This is a genomic window from Pseudomonadota bacterium (assembly GCA_026388275.1).
Taxonomy (GTDB): domain Bacteria; phylum Desulfobacterota; class Syntrophorhabdia; order Syntrophorhabdales; family Syntrophorhabdaceae; genus JAPLKB01.
Window position 1 is genome coordinate 1 of record JAPLKB010000065.1, and the last position, 17,243, is coordinate 17,243.

The following is a 17,243-nucleotide window of genomic DNA, read 5'->3' on the forward strand; positions in this document are numbered from 1 at the left end:
TGGCCGTTATTGCTGCAATGAGAAAATTGCTTCTTATCGCACATGCTGTATATAAGGGTAAAGTACCATATCGTGATGTATGATAAAAAAACTAAAAAAGGAGAGTTTTGGGCTTGACATTAATGACAGTATCTGACCCCACTGACACATAAATTTATTGACCAATAAAGGTGCATTCACCATGTAGGAAAATTGCTACAAAAGTTGTTTTCCGTTTGTTAAATTATGTGTAGTTATGATTTGTACGTGTTATAAATAACCATACCAGTAATGATACAACAGACACATTTCTATTAATAATCCCTGCCTTTGAAGGAACAGCAAAGCCGCTTGCACATATTAATCCTCACACTTGAGGGACAGGTTTATTCACCGGTTTTATTGGCACAGTCTCCGGGGCAGTCTCAATCTGCTGTTCTATCGAAGCAAGGAAAGTCTTTAGTCCTTCAGCAAGCGTTTGAAGATCATTTTTTGTGTACATCCCGGTCTTTTTCTCAAAATATGTCTTTGCGGCCTCTATATTTGCAACCTTTATTTTCATTGGTATGGGTTTCTGGTCTGTTGATTCCGGTTTTCTTCTTTTGTATGCAGTAAGCATTTTTTCTAATTTAACATTGGTTACAGGCGTCTCCATTATTTCATCAAATATGGTAAAAAAGTCAGGACTTCCAAGGTTAGCGGCAAAGATATATCCCTGGGAAACAGAGAGTTTTCCGGAAGAAATTACGTCCTGAATTTTAGGAACCAGTTTTAAGAGGGATATCATGTTAAGCAGCGTCCGTATTGACTTTCCTAAGATTTTAATTATGACGGCAACTGTTGCCGTCATAGTCTCCGATACCTTTTCCGGTTTCAGGTTGTAATTCATTATTTCATTTATCACCCCATCCAAATTATAATTTTTATCCGGATGTCTCGCCTGAATCAATGCCAATATGCCCTGTGCCTGATCGATTGGATTTAAGTCTTCTCTCTGAAGGTTTTCCGTCAATTGCAATACAAGGATTTCATCTTTTTGTGTGACTGCATTGACATTTCTTACAGGGATAGTTTCAAACCCCAGCTTCTGAGCTGCAAGATAGCGTCTTTCTCCAAAGATGAGGAGGTACATATTATCACCCTTTGGCGTAACAAGTACAGGTTCTAACACACCCTTTTCTTTGATGGATGACATGAGAGCTTTAAAGGATTCACTTTCTGTGTCAATCTTTGATCTTATCTGTTCTTCCACAATAATGCTTCCCAAAGGAAGATACATAAATTCCGGACTTTCCACTGTTTTCTTTGTTGCCATAATTACCCCCTTTTTTGAAATTCAGTGAATAGTCGTTAGGGAATAGTCATAACCTATCTACCGCCTTAACCGCTGTTCACTGTTCACTATTCACCATTCACTGATCTTAATGCCCTCCGAAAATAGGATTGCCATTAAAATAGATATTTATGATTTAACTTAAGATGACTTGACAAAAGATGTGTTTACAAAGATGTGCTTTAATTTATAAGCATGTATTCTAATTGATACACTATTTCAAATATTATTTTCAAGAATATTTTTACAAAAAAACACAAAATATTTGCAAATTTTTATCCGGCCTTTCTACGTGAACTTCATGGTCTTTGTGATGAATTCTTTTATGGTTGTTCGAGTATACCGAGAACGGTTGGCATAAAGCGGTTAGCCATTAACATGAATATGGTGAAGAACACCTGAGCACATGAAAGAGTGCCTATATTTCGGATAGGTGTGCCAAATTGTCCCTTGTCAATGGCTGACTTCTCTCTTCTCACGTAGATCAATGTTCAGTGGCAGCGTATGTCATCCCTCCCTATTGAATTTGTATGTTTTCTGCTTGTGCAGGTATTGTCAGATCGCTGAGCGTGCCAGTTATGGTATCGAATATTCCTATTGATCTTTCATTGGATTTTCCCATACCTGTATAAAGAATCAGGATTGAATGACCATCTGAAGTAATGGTCATTTGAAACCTATATTTTTCTTGCCCGCCATTGAAATTATCAGGTAATTTCAGAACTCTACCATCAGGGAAACGGCGGTAATATCCGATATAATGCTCTTCGCCTGTAATGCCCAGAAACCATATCGAACCATCCTTTGTGACCATAGGCCACCGGGAGCCTGTTCCAAAGTTGATAACTGGTACAGGCCACTTATCAATGCCCGAACCGTCAAGAGGGTATTGGAGGATGATATTTTCGCCATACTTCTGCTTATATGCGTCTCTAAACTGTCTGGCTTCACCCCCACGTGGCAGCTTAAAAGGAGATTCACCGCCAAAAACAACACTCTTGCCATCGGGGGTAAAATAGGGGTCACTTTCACCATAAAACGAAGGGTTGGTTAATTGTGTCTCTTTCCCTGTCACAAGGTCTATCTTGTAGAGGTCAAAGTACGATGCCAGCGTTTTGCCCGACTTCCTCTGCTTGCCTTTGGAATAGACAAGAGTCTTTTCGTCGTAACTGATGGCTTGTCCTACTTTTACTCCCTTGCCGGTTGTAATCTGTCTGAATCCGGTTCCGTCCTGTTTGAGAGTAAAAGCAATCTGCTCCTCTGTGAACTTTGTTGTTTTCATGGTAAAATCCTCCTTATCTGTTTTGCCAGAAAACTAACATTTTGTGTTGTACAGTTTTTTGGGGGCAGGTCCTTCGATTATCTAAAATAAATTTAGTGTTATTGTGATTATTGTTACTCCACAATATCAATATTCCTTGTGGAAGCAGGTTGTCCTGGTGCAAAGGTGGTGTGAAGGGCAAAAAATAAGCCATAGAAGGTATCAGATCACAGTTTAAACAAAAAAACATTTTAAAAAGAAATTATACTTATATCTAATTTCTTTTTAAAATGTTTTCAAGTTTTATGATATTTTTTTCTATGGCTTCGATGTATAAATTCTTGTATTGATTATTACTATTCGGGATGTATTGATATAAGGAATTCATTTTTTTAAATCGATCCAGAACAATATATTCGTAAAAATATTTTGTGCTTTTTATCAGGTCTTCTTCGCTGCTGAATAATTTTACGCCTTCTTTACGCAGTTTATCATACCCTTCATATTTGTATGCTTCCTCGAATTCCTTGTATAAAACAGTTAATCTTTTTGTATAGTCAATTGCAGCCATTTGGCCCAGGAGATCTGCTGTACCCAATGCAAACCCTATTATTTTTTCTTCGGAATTGCTGAAAACAATCTCGTCAATTTGGAATTTCATACCCGTACATCTAATAGCATTCGCAACACTGTTTATCTTAGATGAATCAAAACCTATATCAGAAAGATAATGACTTGCAAAATTAATGCTTCTTTGAATATGTTGAAAAGTATACTTAGCCCCGGTCCCTTCAATATCATCAACCGTTTTAATATAACCAGTATCGTGCAACAATACGGCGATCAACCCAATATCCAAATAGGTTTTTGAGATTTCAGGTTTCCCTTCCTTAATATTCCAGCCCATTATCATGTCCAGGAAGGGAGGGACTGTTTGCATTGTATGTGTAATATCGTGGTAAACAGCATCACACCGCTGAAATCCCTCTATATTTCCGTTAAAAAGATTTACAATATCAGCAAAAGCCTTTGAAACTAAACCGATATCTGCATTATGATACATTTCAATGTATGCCTTCTTTATTTTGCTAAATACATCCATGAAAGCTGAATTATTTTTAAACATCAATTTTGGCAATGCTTACTCCCATTGAAGTTTAATGTCCTATAAGAACCAGCCGGCTTTAACGAGGTTGTGGGCAAACTTAATAACTTAATTTACAAATGGTGCAGGCTTAACGTCTGCTTGGATAATACATAGAATAACCCAAACTTGACGGGCTTTTTACCCTGTTAAGTACTATTCCAAGCATCTTTTCCTTTGGAATCAGTTCCACAGCCTTCTGGACATCATCGACAGAAGTTTTTTCAGCCTGAACAACTAAAAGTACATGATCCACAAGTGGAATGAAAGTAAGAGAATCTGCACTTGCAAGGATCGGGGGGGCATCAAATAAAACATACCGGTCAGGGTAACGGTTTTTCATGTCCTCGACGAGCTCTTGCATCTTTAAAGAGCCTAAAAGCTCACTGCTCTCAAGAAATGGCCTGCCTCCGGAAATAATAGTAAGTTTTTCAATCCCTGGCCATAGGATAAGTTCCGACACCGGTGTATCGTTAAGGAGATAATCGATAAGACCCTTTCCACTCTTTATGCCAAGACGATGGTGGACACTTTGCCGCCTCAGATCACAGTCAACAAGAAGCACCGTCTGTTTGTAGTCTTTAGCAAGAGCAAAGGCAAGATTTATCGCAGTTGTGCTTTTACCTTCTCCAGGCAATGCACTTGTAACCATAATAGTATTTCCTGTTCCGTGTTTTGTCATCTGAAGTATGTGTGTGCGCAATACCCTATAAGAATCCATTTCAGGTGTTTCACTCTGCATTGCAATGCACCTGTTTTCCATACAAAATTCAGTATCCAGTTCAATAGCACGAGATTTTGTATATGTATGGGAAACCCAGCCTGCCTTCTGTTTTTCATCATCACTTACATATGTTTCATGTAGCATTGATATGGCTGGTTCATCATTACGAGACATCTTTTTCTTAATCTTTTGTAAAAAATCGTTTACCATTTCTTTCATCTCATTGCCCTCTCTTTTACAGCTTTCTTGATAATCTGGCCCAGAAAACATCAAGATCCATTATAAAAAAATGGAAAATCAATACAGCAATAATGACAGAAGCCGTTACACTGATAATGATAATTTTTTTTCTTCGTTTTTGCTGTAATATATCCGATTTAGTAATAATTTCAGGAATACTTGCCAGTACAGGTATTGGAATAATTCCACTTAATTCCCTTTCACTTCCCACTGAGTGATCCATATATTCTTTCATAGATATTGTACCCACACCTGACCCGATTCCAAGAAACACGCCTATTAATATAATGACCGGAATTTTTGGTTTAATAGGTTTTTCAGGCAACCGCGGAGGGTCAATTATGGTAAATTTTTCACCCATCTGTTCCTTTTCAAGCCCCTGAGCAACTTTTGCCTCCATTGTTTTCTTTATGAGATCATCATATTTTATTTGGATATTATTCCGTTCAACCATCAAGCCCTTGCTTGTTTCCTCCACCTTTGCAGTTGACTCAACGCGGTGTTGATAATCATCTTTTTTCCTCTGAAGTTCCTCGATTTGCCTTTTGGCAGAATCAATTTCAGAGACAGTGCCTGCCAATTGTGATGCAAGGGTTACATAAGCCGGATTGTCTGCCTGATCCATGTCTACGAGGGATGGCATCCTTTGCGTTGTTCCACTATTGTCTTTTATTGCATTTTTTTGCCTTTCTTCAATTTTGGCAATTGTTGCTTTAATTTTTATTACATCTGGATGTTTGTCTGAGGCACGGCTCGTAAGATCTGCGAGTCTTGCTCTTAGTTCTCTAAGCAGATTTTTATCCTGAGTTGATGCATCGCTTGGAATGCTTGCAAGCTGGGTCTGGAGATAGCCTTCTTTTTCTCGTAATGTTTTCAATTGATCCTTAAGCTGGTCAATCTCGCGGTCTATCCTATCCAAAGTTTGCAGATTAATTCCGAGAAGCTCCGGTAATGTATTTGTGTGCTTTTCTTTGAATGATGCGATGTCGGCATCATGTTTCGTCAACTGTTCCTGGAGAACATCTGCCTCATCTCCAAGAAATTTTGATGCACCTGCTGTCTGTTTTTCTCTTGTCTTTAAATTTTCCTCTAAATAGAAAGAGCTGATGACATTTGCCACCATTAAAACCTGCTCAGGGATTTTACCGTCATATGAAACTGTAAATGCGATAGTAGCAGACGTGGGCCTCCCTGTTCTTCGGTCTACCACCTCAGCGCTTATTGGCTTTAATATAATATCCTTACGCATCTGATCAACAACTTCCTCAATTGTCCACTTCTTCTTCTCTTCAGGATAAAGATTAAAACGGTTTATTATTTCAAGTAATTTTGTGGAACTCATTACCCTCTGATTTATGGTCTGGAGTCTTTGCTCTGCGTAACTCGTTACAGTGGCCATAACCAATTCGCGAGGTATCTCCTGTTCTTCGATTAGAATTGTTGCTTCAGATCTGTATATGGGTGGTAAAACAACGGCGACAATTACAGAAATAATAGAACAGGCAAGCAACGGAATAATTAAACTCCACTTCCGTTTCTTAACAATTTTGACGTAATCACCGACATCCATTGAAATATTATTCATATGTGCTCCTCTTGTTGAAACTGCTTGATTTATTATTCAAATAATTTATGTTGTGCATATAATCGAATCATAAAAATATTTCTATCAGCATCCATTCTGTACATATTGTTATATACTTTTGTATAAGTATAAGAAGATTCTATGGAAATATCCTTTGAAAATTCATAACGCAACGAAGAAGAGATGTTGAATGTCTCTGTATCAGTCTGTTGCGTTGCAGATAATTCATTATCACTTGACTTATTCTTGAAGTATGATGCGTTAAAACCTCCAGAGAGTTCGTACGTAAATCGTTTTGTTGCCGATATGGAAAAGCTTGTACGTTCTACAGTGCCTATTTGTCCTGAAGCAGTTTGAAGGTCTCGCATCAATGAAAAAGTTGCACTTGTTTTTTCACCCTTATAGTTCAGCGAAATAGTACCGGTTCCGGCTGTCCCATAAGTATTTATTTCTTCTGTCCATGTAACAATAAAAGGGAATACAACTTTGCCCATTAGTACATTATATTGAGAATGAGTATAGCGCATACCCCCATCAATTGAGATACTCCATAGTTTATTAAGCTGACTGCTTATGCCAATTGTCCCCATGTAACTATCAACAGACATACCGGTGGAAATATAATGAGAAAAACCGAAGTTTGCCTGGCTCTTTGTTTCACGGAAAAAAGCGCTTAAATCATGGATGAACCCTAAATTAAGTGAATTGGTCTCCGTATCAGTATATTTTGCCGAATCCCAACTGTCTTTTGAGTAATTATATGTTAGATTTGCTGATGTTTTCTCTGAAATAGTATAATTTCCGGAAAAACCATAATTTTGTCTGTTACGTGTAGCAGTACTCATGATAAGACCTGTTGTCAGAACGTCACGGTCAGGACTGGAATCCCTTATATATCCTCCTTGTCCGCCAACACTTATTCTGGGAGTAAGTGCATATTGAAGATTGCCGCGGTATGTCTGATCTATAGCATTCAGTTCGGTATTACTGGCATAATATCTCTGATCTATTTTACCAAGAAAACTCGTTTCAATCCTTTCAGTTTTTCTGGCTATCTCAATTTGCGGGGTTATGGTACTTATCAAATCATGTTCTGAACGCTGTGTACTATATGAAAAAAATATATTATCATTATATTCCTGTTTTAATGCAAGCGAAGGAACAAGCCTGAGTTCACCAGCAGATGCTGATCCTGATAAAATAAAAAACAATAAAAGTATTGTTACAGATGCATAATATCGTACAACTATGTTATTTTTCGCCATCACAGCATTTTTGAATATGTTAAGGAACAACAATTACATCACCATTTTTTATTTGTATGTTCTGTTCAAGTTTATTCCCATCCGCGACATCATCATATCTGAATTTGAAGATATGTGTTTTATCACCATCGGTACGAAAAATTTTTATCTTGTTACTCTTAGCAAAAGGGTTCAAACCTCCGGCAATAGACAATGCCTGCAAAACGTTAACATAGGCATTAACCGGAAAGCGCCCCGGATTATTAACCCGGCCTATCACATAAATAAGCATGCTGTTTGCCTGTTTTACCTCGATTGAGACTACTGGTTCAGGAACATAAGGCGAAATCTTTTCCGTCATCTCCTGTTTCAACTGATCAATTGTCTTCCCGGCGGCAATTATCTGACCTATCAAAGGAAATGATATTTTACCATCAGGCAGGACAATCAATGTTTTAGTCAGGGCGTCATCTCTCCATGCAGAGATTTCCAATAGGTCTCCAGCGCCTATAATATATGATATACCTGTTTTAGCTGGTTCGGCCGCTGTTTTATCTGATACAGCCGTTGTTTTGATGTCCTCAACAACAGTTTCTTTCTCGTCTTCCAAAGCTTCTTGCTTTTCCTCAACATCCTTATTTGATGAAACATCAACTTCCTGTTTTGTATCCCCGGTATCAGCAGGGTTTATGATAACCGCTGTATTCGCCTTTTGAGATGCTATGTTTTCATGATTCCCTGATGTCTCAATGATGGTCTGAGTATCTGTGGTTTTAGGCGTGTTGATAACAATTGCCTTTTGTGATGTACTACACGATGATATAAAAAACAATGCAAGCAATGATAAAATGAACGTATACCTTCCATGTTGCATTATTGTAACCTCCTTATTGTTAACGTAGAATTTTAATATATGAATAATACATTAGACTGTCAATATAGAAAAGAAGAAAACGTAAGCAATTAAATTCATTAACTTCGTCATACCGGTTTTCACCGGTATGACGAACTTGCGACTTCATGCCGGATAAAGTCCAGCATGAAGTCCGATACCCTGCTTCGGGGTGACCACATTCCCTCGCCCCTTGAGGGAGAGGGCAGAGCCTGCCCCGTACTTGATACGGGGGGGATAATCATGAAAGTTACAGTTTTCCTAATATCTTACGTGCCTCTTCTTTCCCCTGAAAATCTTCTTTGGCATTCACAGCTTTATTTAGTTTTTCTTTTGCTTCGTCAGGTTTCTTAAGTTTGTACATGACCATGCCCATGTGGTAATTAATTGTGGGATTGTCGGGATTTTTGGAGATTGCCTTGCCTATTATTTCAGCCGCTTTGTTGACATCGCCCTTCATATAATAAACCCATCCTATAGTATCAAGGATTGCCGGATCATCAGGGTGTTGTTTGTTTGCATTCTCTACCAATGTAAGGGCTTTATCTAAATCCTTCTTACTCTTGCCGTGTTCACTGAGTAAGAATGCCAGGTCGTTTGCAGCAGGCCAGAGATTAGGTCTTTTTTCAAGCACTTTTTCATAAATTTCAATAGCTTTCTTATAATCCCTGGATTGCACAAATAACTGACCCAATACCATATAAGCCGTAATATTGTTTGGATTAGCCTTTAATGATTCTTCAAATTTCTTTATTGCTGTTTCGGATTTCCCTTGAGCAAGATAAACCCGTGCGAGATTGTTATAAGGTGCAGACCAGACGGGTTGATATTCTATTGCCTTTTGGAAAGATTCTTCAGCTTTTTTATAATCCTTCTGTGTGCTGTATATCTGACCCAGGAGATTATAGGAAAAGGCATCGCCTGGGTTAACTTTTATCCTGTCCTGACAAAGAGATATGGCAACATTATGTTTTTTCTGTTCCACATAAGCTTGTATAAGCCATGAAAAGAGGGTAGGGGAGTTTGGATCCAGTCGATTTGCCTGTTCAAGTTCCGAGATTGCTGTATCCCATCTGCCCTGGCTTATATAGAGTTCGCTTAACTTGACATAGCCGAGCAGTGCCTTGTTATTTCTGCGTTTTATATCCTGGAAAACATTCTCTGCTTTTTTAAATTCCTTCATAGCACGGTAAAGGTCTCCAAGGTCTGCTTTGATTTCGAGATCGTCTGCGAAATTCTGCGTAAGCTTTATTAAATGTGCCTCAGCGTTTTTATAATCCTTTTGCATTATATAGATTTTCCCTAAAGCCCTTTGCACATCTCTCGATTTTGGATCTATGCGGAGTGCGTTTTGAAGAGTATCTATTGAAAGATTCCATTCTTTATTAGATGCGTGTGCGTCTGCAAGACGAATATAGCCCGATATAAATTGTGGTTTTTCAGTAACGACCGTTCTGAATTCCGGTATTGCCTTAACTCCATCACCCTGCTGAAGCAGAATACTTCCTTTTGTAAAATGTGCCTCCACATTCTTCGGGCTGTCTTTTATTATCTCATCAACGTATTTATTTGCTTCACCAATCTCATTCTTTGTCAGATATATTGTTGCAAGGGCGTTTTTTGTTTTTATGATGTCCGGATTTTTTGAATCCTTTTCAAGTTTAAGACATTCCTTTAATGTTGTTAAGGCTTTATCAAGCATATTGAAATTCACATATAATTCGCTTAAGGCAAAACGCAATTTGAAGCTCTTCTGGTTATATGTTAACCCTTCAATGAGTTTTTTTTCAGCGTCTTCAAATTTCTTTTTTACGATATAGAAGCTTGCCATTTGTAACCAGGAATCTTCATTTTTCTTATCAGCTGATACAAGTTTGTTAAGTATCTCCAGGGCTTTTTCTTCGTGTTTCGAGTTCCAGTATAGATCTGCCAACATTAGTTTATGACGGCCATTATTAGGCTCGATTTCTATTACTTTTTCTGCCATTTTTATTGCATCCTCAAGACGTTTATTTTTAACATAAATATCTATTAATCCAATATAAAGCATTGTTGCTTTTGGATTAGCCTCTATGCCGCTTTTCAGAGACTTTTCAGCGCTGTTAAAATCCTGTGTTGCAATATCTGTAGAAGCAAGCATGAGGAAGACATCTGGTTTTTTAATGCCATCTTTTATAAGCCCTTCGATGAACTGCTTTGCGCCCGACATATCTTTTTTGGAAAGCATTACTGCAGCCTTAAGAAGCAAGGCATCCTCATTCTTTCCATCCTCCTTGAGTACAATATCCACTTTTTCCATAGCTTTATCAGGCTGTCCAACTGCAACGAAAAGTTTACCTAACTGCGTCTGGGCTTTAATATGGTGGGCATCGAGTTCGACCGTCTTCATAAAACCACCGAAGGCGCCTTTTAAATTACCTTTCTTAAGCGAGACCATCCCGAGCATATAATAGGCTTCGGCAAATTTTGTGTCGATCTGGATTGCGTTTTTGAATTCAAGACCTGCCTTGGTATAATCACCTTTTTCATATAAAGCCTTACCTTTATTTAAAAACTTCATCTTCTTCTGTTCCGGACCCCCGCATCCGGCAATCATAATCGGTATCAGAAAAAATAAAAAGATTATTGTAAATTGCTTTTTAAGTGAATACAGTCTTATCATTGAATACCTCCTCAACATTTTTGTTCTTAATAAAATTTCAAAGGAATGAACTTTGACATAGCAATAAAATCATTATCATTATGAAGCAGCATCAATTCATGTTCCAGCACTGTCTGAGCAATAAGGCAATCGATCGTGCTTTTGACAGTAACCCCGTTTCTACGGCAAGTCATATAAATCCGTGCAGCTTGTGAAAACGAATCAATAGGGTGTTTAAGATGATAGATTTTTTGAGTAGACAGATAATCATAGAGCAGAATAAATTCTTTTTCAGATGAAGCTCCTTGCAGTATTTCTTGGAATATATAAGGATTTATACCAAATGGTATCCCCTGTTTTAGTATTGTCTCCAGTTTCATACTGCTGTTGTTTTTGATGCCTTTAAAGAAATCAATGAGAACAGATGTATCAATAAGAATCATTTCCCTTCACGCATTGACTTATAATCATAATCCTGGATAAAGGTTATTTTGCCTGCGATATCAAGCAGGTTAAGGTGCTTACGATTTTCTACAAATTCCAAAAGCGCTTTATTTATAAGATCTTTTTTTGTTTTAATTTTACTGATTCGCAAAGCTTCATCAACGAGATCATCATCAAGAATAATATTTGTTCTCATAATACACCTCCTAATGTGTATTACTATACACTCACATAAACTGTCTGTCAAGATTCAGTATTATGTTGTTGTTATTCGTGCTTTTCACATTATCCCTCTTACCACTACGACCATCAAAGCGACAATTGTGGCAAGAGTTATCCTGCCGAGTTCTCCTCTTAATTCTCCGATTAGCACCTCATAACTGAAATAAAGGGCTATGGTTTTTGCAGCAACTGCGCCCAATTCTTTATATTGAAGATAGGTTCCAGCCAGATAGGGAGCAATAAGAGCAACAAGAAGTATTAAAAAATCCATGGTAGTTGCTTTAAATCCTTTTCTTCGCTTTGTAAATCGCAGAGTCATAACAACAAAAAAGATAATTGCAAAAAAAGAAAGATTATATGGTATCGAATAAATGCCCATGTCTGACACACGTTCGTCAGTATAAGTCAAAAAAACTATTATAGGAATAAAACCATAGAGCGAAAACGTTAATACTCCTCTTAACCAGTTTCTTTTAAAAAACCAGGCGGCAACAATCAATACAATAAAGCTGATAGATATAATAGGAAAGAATTTAGGTATTTTCATGGGGAAAAAACAGGTACAAATTAGAAGTATAGGGATACCTATTTCAATACATTTGAATGGTATCTTAATTAACAAACCTTTTTCCTTTATGATGTCGGCAAAACGTCCTTTAATCGCATGATCAATAATATCAATGTGTCTGATTCTCCATGCTTTTTTGTCTGATATAAAAAAGAAACCCAGCACAAGTCCTGAGAGGATCAGATAACCGCCTAACAATACCCATTCATAGTGATATCTTAAAACAAATGCAGAAGTCACAAATAAAGTATGAATAACATATATGATAAAAACAGATTCATTATGATAAAACCCAAGACGCATGAGACGGTGATGGAAATGGTTTTTGTCCGGCTTAAAAGGAGATCTGCCATTGGCTATACGCTCCCCCATAACAGTCAAGGTATCAAGTACAGGAAAACCAAGAATGATAAGAGGTAATACGGGACTCAGTGCCGTGTCTTCCTGAGTAATACTTAATAACATGACAATAAGAGAAAAACCGAGAAACTGGCTGCCTGTATCTCCCATGAAAAGTGTAGCAGGATGGGTATTGAACCTCAGAAAACCAAAAACAGCCCCGATAAGGGATATTGCGAGAAATGAGATAATTGTATTTTCCTGAATATAAGCAAGGTACCCTATACAGCAAAGGCTGATGAGGCTTATCCCGCCTGCCAAACCATCAAGTCCGTCTGCAAGATTAATCGCATTTGTTACCCCTACTATAACAAAAACCGTTAAAGGGACGGAAATCCAGACCGGAAGCGCGTATCCTTCGGGAAGCATTGCGCCCAGGTCATCAATCTTAATATCACCATAAAAAACTATTATAAAAGATGCTAAAAGCTGTGCCCCGAATTTAACCCTGTAGTCCAATTGTTTCAGGTCGTCTATTAATCCAAATGCTACAATAATGGCAATCCCTATAGCATAAGCTTTAAAAAAAGGACTTGAATCTGCCCATAGGAAAGCTGTTGCAAAAGTTCCTATGACCATGGCTATTCCACCTATCCTTGGTATGGGATGACTGTGGACCTTCCTCTCGTCAGGCATGTCCAGGGCATGAAACCTCTCAGCAACCCGGATGAGAATTGGTATAATAGGGATAGTTACAAATAATGAAAGTAGAAAAGTAGATGATAGATAAATCAATGTTGTATCCTTGATTTTGAATTTTTAATAAAATGAAAGTACAGATAAATAATTCAGTAAATCAATTTTGAATTGTTGCTGGTAGATTTATTATTTTTTCAGCCAATTTTCTATCTTCAAACCAGGTACTCGCTGAAATTCGGATGTATTATCAGTCACAACTGTGGCATTGAGAAACAACGCATGGGAAGCAATGAGGAGGTCCATTGCACCTATAGGGGCTCCCTTTTCTTTAAGTGTTGCACGAATCCTTCCATAGATTGGGCAGGCTCCATATGGCCAATCCAGAACCGAAACATAATTCAGGAAATCCCTCAGTGCAGCTTCATTTATTTTTTTCTTCTGCGAAAGGGCAATACCATACCAAAGTTCGGCAGCAACAATACTGGATATTCCCACTTCATCCGTCGAAAGATCCTGTAATCTTGATTGCATAGCACCAGGTTTTTCCTTGATAAGGGTGATACATGCATTGGTGTCCAGCATGTACCGAATTACCACAGGAATCTCTCCTCCGGAAACGGATCCTCGATCTGCTCAGGAAAATCACCAGAGAATTTCTCTCCATGATCAAAATAGTCCTTCCAGGTTTTCTTCAAAGGGATTAAGATTAAATTCCCATCCTTTTGAAATATTCCCACCTCTTTTACGTCAAGTTGAAACTCCCTGGGAAGCCGGACAGCCTGAGAATTACCTGATTTAAACACTTTTGCTGTTTTCATGGTTTAAACACCCCTTATTGTTGATACAATAAGTATATACAACAAAACAGTAGGCGTCAATCTCATTCTGTTAACCTCGTGCCTTCATTGCATCCTGCGGTAAAACTCAACATTTATTATTTATCATTAAAAATTCAATATTAACATTGCTTTTTATATATTATTCCGGAATATAATTTTTTAATATAGGTACAATCTCCTTTGTAAAATCCTGTAGTCTTTTATCCGCGTCTTGTGGGTTTTCATTGCTGTAAACCGGTGTAATGAGTCTGACAAGCGCTCCATCAGTCCTTTGTTTTGTCAGGGCATCCCAGAAGGAATAAAATTTTACCTGATAAAGGTTTGTAAGAACCCTACCTCTTTGTGCAAACCAGTAATAGGACAATTGTTTATCGCCAGCTTTTTCCATAAAAGCACGATTCACTTTTATTAAACTGCCATCTTTAAGCTTAATATTGATGGGATCGGCCTCATTGAATTGCCATCCACTCCCCGGTAGACACGATTCCGGCGAATGGGTAGCCTCCCCTTTTCTCTGGCTTTCATAGTAGGCTGTATAAAAGTTTATACTCTTACCCTGGTTATTTTTATAGTCAACAATAGTGTAGTCGGAAAAATTTAGCACTTCTACAAACTGTTGTTCCATTATTTGCTTTGTGCCGTTCCATTCCCCTATTTTAAGCGATAATTGCGAGAGGGGTTTTTTAATAGGTATTTTCTCTCTAAATTCTATAGTCCTTGAAGCAACAAGCGTTATACCAAGAAGGACTAAGGCAACTATAAAAACAGGTTGTAGCAATGCCGCCTTCATTGAAACAGTCGCTGTGCCGGTCTGTTTCACCGCCTCGCTCTTCCCTGTAGCTTCTTTCTCACTTTCCCCTATTGTCCCTCGTCCCTCGTCCCTCGTCCTTCCTGTATCTTTTGTGTTTCCAAATTCAAGCCGTGGCGGTAATTTTCTTAAAATCCACATTTCTGCTAAAAGTATCGGTATGGTAAACATAAATACAAGCCACCCGGAAAAATCGTGAAAAAAACCTTCGGCCACTTGAGCACCCCACACGCTGTATAAAACGCCGGTGCCGGCAATGCGAAAACTGTTCATCAAAATCGCAATAGGGATAGATGAAAGAAAAAGAGCTGTTCTTTTCCAGATGTGAGCCCTAAACCAAAAGGCGAGTAAAAGACTGAGTACCATAAGTGGCATTACAAAACGCAGACCGCTGCATGCCTCAACAACCTGTAATTGGGTAAACCCAAGGTCAATAATATTCCCCTCCCTATATGCCGACATACCATACGCTTGAAGTATTAAAACTCCCAATTTTGTTGCGATCAGTTTTAATGCAAAAGTTATTCGCACATTTATAATATTAGGGAAGGGGAACATAGTAAGCATTACAAAAAAAGCAAACCACAAAACTTTAATCTTGTTCCAGCCGAAGTGTACCCATACAAGGCCAACTACAACCAGCCAGAGAGATAAATACATCGTATAATATTCTCCGCCAAGCTCTCCTAACCAAAAAAGTAAAATTCCTGCCATAAGCAGGATAAAACCTTTTTTATCAACAACAGATGGTGTACCAATAAGAGCCTGTCTATAATCCCAGATAAGATACAGAACAATAAATGGGATTAGTAAACAATGTGAATAGTCTTCTCTATCCCAATCATGAAAAACAAGCTGATTTAATGCAGAATAAAAAGTAATAACTATAAGAAAAGCATAAATGCCTGCTTTAATCCAACTTACAGGCTTGATATTCATAAGCTTACTATCTTCTAAGATATTAAATTTCCTCATATTATATCTGATTATCCTCCCTTATTCAGTATTAAGCACCAAAATAAACCAATTATGAATGTTTAATGTTTAATTTTCAATAATTTTAAAGATTTACAATCAGTGTTTCTTAAATTGTCAACGCTAGTCTTGCCCTGCATTTTTTCCATATTAAACATTCAACATTAAACATATAAAATTGTCCCTATTAAGCATTTAACATTAAAAATTCAAAATTGCCTGCCATATTCTTTCCGACGCCTTACCATCCCAGAGTTCTGGCACTGTTGCATTCTTTGCCTTTTCAATACTCTTATAGTAAGCATTAAAAATATCTGTTGTTTTAGTCCCTGCAAGAACATTACTCCCTATTTTTATCGTAATAGGACGTTCTGTATTTTCCCTTATTGTGACACAAGGTTTTTTTAAAGCTGTTGTCTCTTCCTGCAAACCACCGCTGTCCGTCAAAACAACCTCTGAGTCCTTCCAAAGAAAAAGAGATTCCTTAAATGATAGCGGCGGCAGCATAATTATACTATCAGAAAGCTTTATATCCAATTGGCCAATCATTTTTTTTGTTCTCGGATGTACAGGAAAGAATATTGGCCTGTCTTTAGCTATTTTATTGAGTGCAGTTACTATGCCTTGAAAAACGTCGTGATTGTCAACATTTGACGGTCTGTGGAGCGTTAAAAAAGCAAATTGACTGTACCTTTTTTTCAATGGATAGGTTGAAAAATGCTGTTCCGATTTGTTTTTGAATTCATCAAGCTGATATAATAGATTGTCAATCATTACATTGCCAACATTATATATGGTGTTCGGTTCTTTCCCTTCCCGGAGAAGATTTTGTGCACCACTTTCTTCAGTAACAAAAAAATAATCTGTAATACTGTCTGTTACCATCCGGTTAATCTCTTCCGGCATAGCAAGATCAAAGCTCCGCAAACCTGCTTCTATATGGGCAACCTTAATCCACAGCTTCTTTGCCACGATGCTGCAAGCCAGCGTAGAGTTTACATCACCTACTACCATTACCAGATCAGGTTTTTCCTCCTCACACACCTTTTCGAAGGCAGTCATGATTTTCGCTGTTTGCACCGCATGGCTGCCCGATCCTGCCTCAAGATGGTAAGAAGGCACCGGAATTTCGAGTTCATCAAAAAAAGCCTGCGACATCTCATGATCATAATGCTGCCCAGTGTGCACTATCTTGCACTCTACCTCTGGGTGCTTTAGCGATGCTCTGTAAATTGGAGCAATTTTCATAAAATTAGGTCGTGCCCCTGCAATAAGAAAAACTTTCATATTCTCACTTCCTTTATTT

The 17,243-nt window shown here is 37.9% G+C and carries 15 protein-coding genes; all 15 read right to left on the reverse strand.

Features of this window, described 5'->3' with window-relative positions:
• Nucleotides 1–346: 346 nt before the first annotated feature.
• Nucleotides 347–1,294 carry a ParB/RepB/Spo0J family partition protein gene (locus tag NT010_16515; protein MCX5807644.1) on the reverse strand — a complete coding sequence of 316 codons (948 nt, stop codon included), beginning with the start codon at nucleotides 1,292–1,294 and terminating at the stop codon, nucleotides 347–349.
• Between the two features lie 535 nt (nucleotides 1,295–1,829).
• Complete coding sequence (locus NT010_16520) at nucleotides 1,830–2,594, reverse strand: hypothetical protein (GenBank protein MCX5807645.1); 765 nt, start codon at nucleotides 2,592–2,594, stop codon at nucleotides 1,830–1,832.
• 253 nt (nucleotides 2,595–2,847) lie between these two features.
• On the reverse strand, nucleotides 2,848–3,711 hold the full coding sequence (locus NT010_16525) for a hypothetical protein (GenBank protein MCX5807646.1): 864 nt from the start codon (nucleotides 3,709–3,711) through the stop codon (nucleotides 2,848–2,850).
• 97 nt (nucleotides 3,712–3,808) lie between these two features.
• Nucleotides 3,809–4,660, reverse strand: a complete 852-nt coding sequence (locus NT010_16530; protein ID MCX5807647.1) for a polysaccharide biosynthesis tyrosine autokinase — start codon at nucleotides 4,658–4,660, stop codon at nucleotides 3,809–3,811.
• Between the two features lie 16 nt (nucleotides 4,661–4,676).
• A complete protein-coding gene (locus NT010_16535; GenBank protein MCX5807648.1) occupies nucleotides 4,677–6,266 on the reverse strand; it encodes a Wzz/FepE/Etk N-terminal domain-containing protein in 1,590 nt (529 codons plus the stop codon).
• A 32-nt stretch (nucleotides 6,267–6,298) separates the two neighbouring features.
• The gene (locus NT010_16540) at nucleotides 6,299–7,531 is read right to left on the reverse strand and encodes an outer membrane beta-barrel protein (protein MCX5807649.1); all 1,233 of its coding nucleotides are present in this window, start codon (nucleotides 7,529–7,531) and stop codon (nucleotides 6,299–6,301) included.
• Between the two features lie 19 nt (nucleotides 7,532–7,550).
• Nucleotides 7,551–8,384: a polysaccharide biosynthesis/export family protein gene (locus NT010_16545; GenBank protein ID MCX5807650.1), complete on the reverse strand. Its 834-nt coding sequence runs from the start codon at nucleotides 8,382–8,384 to the stop codon at nucleotides 7,551–7,553.
• A 268-nt stretch (nucleotides 8,385–8,652) separates the two neighbouring features.
• Nucleotides 8,653–11,064, reverse strand: a complete 2,412-nt coding sequence (locus tag NT010_16550) for a tetratricopeptide repeat protein (GenBank protein MCX5807651.1) — start codon at nucleotides 11,062–11,064, stop codon at nucleotides 8,653–8,655.
• Nucleotides 11,065–11,090: 26 nt separating this feature from the next.
• Nucleotides 11,091–11,486 (reverse strand): PIN domain nuclease, encoded by a 396-nt coding sequence (locus tag NT010_16555; protein ID MCX5807652.1) that lies wholly within the window; start codon nucleotides 11,484–11,486, stop codon nucleotides 11,091–11,093.
• Complete coding sequence (locus NT010_16560; protein ID MCX5807653.1) at nucleotides 11,483–11,683, reverse strand: type II toxin-antitoxin system VapB family antitoxin; 201 nt, start codon at nucleotides 11,681–11,683, stop codon at nucleotides 11,483–11,485. Before NT010_16560 ends, NT010_16555 begins: the two co-directional genes overlap by 4 nt.
• An 84-nt stretch (nucleotides 11,684–11,767) precedes the next feature.
• Nucleotides 11,768–13,411 carry an MraY family glycosyltransferase gene (locus NT010_16565; GenBank protein ID MCX5807654.1) on the reverse strand — a complete coding sequence of 548 codons (1,644 nt, stop codon included), beginning with the start codon at nucleotides 13,409–13,411 and terminating at the stop codon, nucleotides 11,768–11,770.
• Nucleotides 13,412–13,501: 90 nt separating this feature from the next.
• Nucleotides 13,502–13,906, reverse strand: a complete 405-nt coding sequence (locus tag NT010_16570; GenBank protein MCX5807655.1) for a type II toxin-antitoxin system VapC family toxin — start codon at nucleotides 13,904–13,906, stop codon at nucleotides 13,502–13,504.
• A complete protein-coding gene (locus NT010_16575; GenBank protein ID MCX5807656.1) occupies nucleotides 13,906–14,133 on the reverse strand; it encodes an antitoxin in 228 nt (75 codons plus the stop codon). The genes NT010_16570 and NT010_16575 overlap by 1 nt, the downstream gene beginning before the upstream one ends.
• A gap of 160 nt (nucleotides 14,134–14,293) precedes the next feature.
• On the reverse strand, nucleotides 14,294–15,937 hold the full coding sequence (gene xrtD / locus NT010_16580; GenBank protein MCX5807657.1) for a VPLPA-CTERM-specific exosortase XrtD: 1,644 nt from the start codon (nucleotides 15,935–15,937) through the stop codon (nucleotides 14,294–14,296).
• 201 nt (nucleotides 15,938–16,138) lie between these two features.
• Nucleotides 16,139–17,224 (reverse strand): UDP-N-acetylglucosamine 2-epimerase (non-hydrolyzing), encoded by a 1,086-nt coding sequence (gene wecB, locus NT010_16585; GenBank protein ID MCX5807658.1) that lies wholly within the window; start codon nucleotides 17,222–17,224, stop codon nucleotides 16,139–16,141.
• Nucleotides 17,225–17,243: the final 19 nt, after the last annotated feature.

Coding starts and splice junctions, on each gene's coding strand:
- NT010_16515 (MCX5807644.1), bottom strand. CDS start 1,294: ATGGCAACAAAGAAAACAGTGGAAAGTCCGGAATTTATGTATCTTCCT.
- NT010_16520 (MCX5807645.1), bottom strand. CDS start 2,594: ATGAAAACAACAAAGTTCACAGAGGAGCAGATTGCTTTTACTCTCAAA.
- NT010_16530 (MCX5807647.1), bottom strand. CDS start 4,660: ATGAAAGAAATGGTAAACGATTTTTTACAAAAGATTAAGAAAAAGATG.
- NT010_16535 (MCX5807648.1), bottom strand. CDS start 6,266: ATGAATAATATTTCAATGGATGTCGGTGATTACGTCAAAATTGTTAAG.
- NT010_16540 (MCX5807649.1), bottom strand. CDS start 7,531: ATGGCGAAAAATAACATAGTTGTACGATATTATGCATCTGTAACAATA.
- NT010_16545 (MCX5807650.1), bottom strand. CDS start 8,384: ATGCAACATGGAAGGTATACGTTCATTTTATCATTGCTTGCATTGTTT.
- NT010_16550 (MCX5807651.1), bottom strand. CDS start 11,064: ATGATAAGACTGTATTCACTTAAAAAGCAATTTACAATAATCTTTTTA.
- NT010_16555 (MCX5807652.1), bottom strand. CDS start 11,486: ATGATTCTTATTGATACATCTGTTCTCATTGATTTCTTTAAAGGCATC.
- NT010_16560 (MCX5807653.1), bottom strand. CDS start 11,683: ATGAGAACAAATATTATTCTTGATGATGATCTCGTTGATGAAGCTTTG.
- NT010_16575 (MCX5807656.1), bottom strand. CDS start 14,133: ATGAAAACAGCAAAAGTGTTTAAATCAGGTAATTCTCAGGCTGTCCGG.
- xrtD (MCX5807657.1), bottom strand. CDS start 15,937: ATGAGGAAATTTAATATCTTAGAAGATAGTAAGCTTATGAATATCAAG.
- wecB (MCX5807658.1), bottom strand. CDS start 17,224: ATGAAAGTTTTTCTTATTGCAGGGGCACGACCTAATTTTATGAAAATT.